Origin of the sequence: Streptomyces sp. NPDC101178 (genome assembly GCF_044767965.1) — a bacterium.
Taxonomy (GTDB): Bacteria; Actinomycetota; Actinomycetes; order Streptomycetales; family Streptomycetaceae; genus Streptomyces.
The window spans coordinates 1-4,983 of sequence record NZ_JBIWOZ010000022.1; the positions used below are offsets into that span (position 1 = coordinate 1).

Consider the following 4,983-nt stretch of genomic DNA (forward strand, 5'->3'; position numbering starts at 1 on the left):
AGGAGAGTGCGATCAGTGGTGGGTTGAGTGAGACGGATCTGCGTCGGTTGGGTCGGTTGGGTTTGCGGGCGTTGCCTTCGGTTGAGGCGATGGAGTTGTTCGACGCGGCGTTGTCGATGGCTGAGCCGGTTCTCGCGGTGACGTACCTCGACACGAAGGTCCTGCGTCAGAGTCAGCGTGTTCATCCTGTTCTCCGGGGTCTGGTGCCCGCCGCCCCCGCCCGCCGCAAGACCGCCGGCGGTACGGGATCCGGCCGGGCCCCGGGTCTCATGGAACAGCTCGCCGTGCTGGGCGCGGCCGAACGCGAGGACGCGTTGGCCGAGTTGGTGCGGGGGCAGGTTGCCGGGGTGCTGGGGCACACGGACGCCTCGGTCATCGACGGCGACCGTCCGTTCCAGGAGCTGGGGTTCGACTCGCTGACGGCGGTGGAGCTGCGCAACCAGCTGAACCAGGCGACCGGCCTGCGGCTTCCCACCACCCTCGTCTTCGACTACCCCAGCCCCACCGCCCTCGCCAAGTTCCTCGCGGAGCAGATCCAGGTGGACACCGGCGCCTTGACGGCCCCGGTCCTCGCCGACCTGGACCGCGCCGAGTCCGTACTCAAGGGCCTCGCATCCGATGACGCCTCCCGGGGCCGGCTGGCCGAGCGCCTCCGGGAGCTGCTCGCCCTCGCCGGTGAACCGGCCGCGACAGCGGCCCCCGGCACCGCTGCCCCGGCCAAGGCCGCGGACGAGGCGGACCTCGACTCCGCGAGCGACGAGGAACTGTTCGCGCTCCTCGACGGACTCGAATGACCGACCGGCTCGGATGAACCTCCGGCAGGCGCGGCCGGCCGGCCCCACAGGGCCGGCCCCCGCGCCTGCTCGGCCGGGCCCACCGCCTCCGGCGGGGCGGGCCCGCCCACCAGTAGCACTTCGCTGACATCCCCCATCGCTTCATGGAGTTGAGAACACGTGACGACCGACGAAGGCAAGCTGCGCGAATACCTCAAGCGGGCCATCGCCGACGCGCGCGACGCGCGCAAGCGGCTGAGCGAAGTGGAGGACAAGCAGAGCGAACCGATCGCGATCGTGGGGATGGCGTGCCGCTATCCGGGTGGTGTGTCCTCGCCGGAGGACCTGTGGCGGCTGGTCTCGGGCGGTGTCGACGCGGTGAGTGAGTTCCCCTCCAACCGCGGCTGGAATCTGGACGAGCTCTTCGACCCGGATCCGGAGAGCTCCGGCACCAGCTACGCACGCCACGGTGGGTTCCTGCATGACGCGGATCTCTTCGACCCGGAGTTCTTCGGGATGTCGCCGCGCGAGGCACTGGGCGCGGACCCGCAGCAGCGGCTGCTGCTGGAGACCGCCTGGGAGTCGCTGGAGAGTGCCGGGATCGTTCCGGCCACGCTTCAGGGCAGCCGCACCGGTGTCTTCACCGGCGTGATGTACGGCGACTACGGGTCCCGTGTCGGCGAACTGCCCGAGGGTCTTGAGGGATATCTGGCGAGTGGGAGTGCGGGCAGTGTGGCGTCGGGCCGGGTGGCGTACACCCTGGGTCTGGAGGGTCCGGCGGTGACGGTGGACACGGCCTGCTCGTCCTCGCTCGTCGCCCTGCATCTCGCCGCCAACGCGCTGCGCAACGGCGAGTGCGACCTCGCGCTGGCCGGCGGGGTGACCGTCATGCCGACACCCATGCCCTTCATCGAGTTCTCCCGGCTTCGCGGCCTCGCGGCCGACGGCCGCTGCAAGCCGTTCGCGGGCTCCGCCGACGGTACGGGCTGGGCGGAGGGTGCGGGTCTGCTGCTGGTGGAGCGGTTGTCGGACGCTCGGCGTAATGGTCACCGGGTGCTGGCTGTGGTGCGGGGTTCGGCGATCAATCAGGATGGTGCGAGCAACGGTCTGACGGCGCCGAACGGTCCGTCGCAGGAGCGGGTGATCCGTCAGGCGCTGGCGAACGCGGGTCTCGGTGCGGCCGATGTGGATGCGGTGGAGGCGCACGGTACGGGTACGACGCTGGGTGACCCGATCGAGGCCCAGGCACTCCTGAACACCTACGGCCGCGACCACTCGGACGAACAGCCCCTGTGGCTCGGCTCGTTGAAGTCCAATATTGGACACGCACAGGCGGCCGCCGGTGTCGGCGGGATCATCAAGATGGTCCAGGCCATGGAGCACGGCGTCCTGCCCAAGTCCCTGTACGCCGACGACCCCACCCCAGTCGTCGACTGGACGGCCGGAGCCGTCGAACTGCTCACCGAGGCCCGCGACTGGCCGGCCGTGGACCGCCCCCGCCGGGCGGGCGTCTCCTCCTTCGGCTTCAGCGGCACCAACGCCCACGTCATCCTCGAACAGGCACCGGGGGAGGAGCCGGCCGAGGACGAGCCGACCGCCGTGGAGCCGGTGGCCCCCGCCGTTCTCCCCTGGGTGCTCTCCGGCAGGACTCCGGACGCGCTGCGGGCGCAGGCCGAGAAGCTGCGCGCGCACCTGGACGAGAACCCCGACGCCGATCCGCTCGACGTCGCGTACACCCTCGCGACCGGCCGCGCCGTACTCGACCACGGCGCCGTCGTCGTGGGCCGGAACCACGACGACCTGGTCACCGGCCTCGACTCCCTGGTGTCGGGTGGGTCGTCGGTGGGTGTGGTGCGTGGTGTGCGGGTGGGTGGTCGGTCGGCGTTCCTGTTCACGGGGCAGGGTGCTCAGCGGGTGGGTATGGGCCGGGAGTTGTACGAGGCGTTTCCGGTGTATGCGGCTGCTTTCGATGAGGTGGTAGCTGCGCTGGACGGTGCGCTGGATGTGGTGGGGCGTTCGGTGGCTGATGTGGTGTGGGGTGGTGAGGGTCTTGATGAGACGGTGAATACGCAGGCGGCGTTGTTCGCTGTCGAGGTGGCGTTGTTCCGGTTGGTGGAGTCGTGGGGTGTGCGGCCGGATTATCTGGCCGGTCATTCGATCGGTGAGGTGGCGGCTGCTCATGTGGCGGGTGTGCTGGATCTTGCTGATGCGGCTGCGTTGGTGGCGGTGCGGGGTCGGTTGATGCAGTCGGCTCCGGCGGGTGGGGCGATGGTGTCGGTGCGGGCTGCGGAGTCCGAGGTCCGTGAGCTGCTGGCGGGGCGGGAGTCCCGGGTGGCGGTGGCGGCGGTGAACGGGCCGCAGTCGGTCGTCGTGTCGGGTGATCGTGATGCGGTGGGGGAGGTGGTGGAGGAGCTGCGGGGCCGGGGTCGTAAGGCGAAGGAGCTGACGGTCAGCCATGCTTTCCATTCCCCGCACATGGAGGGAATCCTCGATGAGTTCCGTACGGTGGTCGGTGGGTTGACGTTCCACTCGCCGCGTATTCCGGTGGTGTCGAACGTGACGGGGACGCTGGCGAAGGACGAGGAGCTGATGTCGCCCGACTACTGGGCGCGTCACATCCGTGAGGCCGTCCGCTTCCACGACGGCATCCGTTACCTCGTCGGCCGCGGCGTGAAGACTTTCGTGGAGATCGGCCCCGACGGTGTCCTCACCGCCCTCGCCCAGGAGACCCTGGAAGCCGAGCAGCGGGACGACTCCGTGGCGATCGCACTCCAGCGCCGTGACCGGCCCGAGCCCGAGACGGCCGTGGCCGGCATCGGTGCCCTGCTCCTGCGCGCCGCCGGAGGCGCCGGCATCGCCGCGTTCTTCGCCGGCACCGGCGCCGCCCGCCACGCGCTGCCGACGTACGCCTTCCAGCGCGACCGCTACTGGCTCGACGTGCCCGCCACCCGCGGCGACGCCGCCGGGTTCGGCCTGAACCCGGTCGGGCACCCGCTGCTCGGCGCCTCCGTCACCGTCGCACGCGGCGGCGAGGTGCTGCTCACGGGACGCCTCTCACTGCGTACCCATCCGTGGCTCGCGGACCACACCGTGTCCGGCGCCGTCCTGCTGCCCGGCACCGCACTCCTCGAACTCGCGGCCCGCGCCGGCGAGCAGGTCGGCAGCGGCCGGGTCGAGGAACTCACCCTCGCCGCACCGCTCGTCCTGCCCGCAGAGGGCTCCGTCCAGCTCCAGGTCTCGGTCGGTGCGGCCGACGCCTCCGGCGCGCGCGTCCTGGAGGTCTACTCGCGGCCCGACGACGGCGAGTTCGACGGGGACGGTGCCGGTGCGGAGTGGGTGCTGCATGCGCACGGGTCGCTGGTGGTGGCTGATGATGCGGCTTCGGGTGAGGGGTTGGTGGTGTGGCCTCCGGTGGGTGTTGCGGAGGTGGATCTGGCGGGTGCTTATGGGCGTCTGGTGGATCTGGGTTATGGGTATGGTCCGGCGTTCCGGGGGTTGCGTCGGGTGTGGCGTGGTGAGGGTGAGTTGTTCGCTGAGGTGGTGTTGCCGGAGGGGGTGCGGGAGGAAGCGGGTCGTTTCCTGTTGCATCCGGCTCTGCTGGACGCCGCGCTCCACACCCTGCTCCCCGGCGTGGCCGACGAGGACCGCGCACCCATGCTGCCCTTCTCCTGGGAGGGCGTGACCCTGCACGCGACCGGCGCGTCGGTCCTGCGCGTCCGCATCACCTCGTCCGGCTCCGGCTCGACCGACACCGTGTCGCTGCTGGTGGCCGATGGTGTGGGTGTGCCGGTGGCGTCGGTGGACTCGCTGGTGCTGCGTCCGTTGTCGAAGGACGCGGTGCGGGCGGCGGCGAGTGCCGGGCGCGAGGGGCTGTACCCCATGGCCTGGTCCGAGGTCTCCGAGGCCGTCACCGCCCCGGACACCACCAACTGGGCCGCACTCGGCTGCTGGCCGGGGGACGACTCCATCACCTCCTATCCCGACCTCGACGCGATCGCGAAGGCCGGCGCGGACACGGTTCTGTGGTCCCTCGCCGGGGACACCGGCAGCCGTGGCCTCGAAGGCGAGGCGATCAGCGGTCTGGCTCGCGTCGAGATCTCCCGCGCCCTGGAACGCGTGCAGGCGTTTTTGGGTGATGTGCGGTTTGAGGGTTCGCGTTTGGTGGTGGTGACGCGGGGTGCGGTTGAGGTGGTGTCGGGTGAGGGTGTGC

General features: G+C 70.7%; 1 protein-coding gene and 1 pseudogene. Both read left to right on the plus strand.

Annotated features, from left to right (window positions below; genetic code table 11):
• The first annotated feature begins 89 nt into the window (after positions 1–89).
• Positions 90–794 carry a beta-ketoacyl reductase gene (locus tag ACIRR8_RS32985; RefSeq protein ID WP_404071762.1) on the plus strand — a complete coding sequence of 235 codons (705 nt, stop codon included), beginning with the start codon at positions 90–92 and terminating at the stop codon, positions 792–794.
• 186 nt (positions 795–980) lie between these two features.
• Positions 981–4,983: pseudogene (locus tag ACIRR8_RS32990) on the plus strand (type I polyketide synthase); the annotation flags it as partial.

What these genes read in the sequence shown, in the direction of transcription:
- ACIRR8_RS32985 (WP_404071762.1), top strand. Translation starts at nt 90, where the DNA reads ATGGAGTTGTTCGACGCGGCGTTGTCGATGGCTGAGCCGGTTCTCGCG.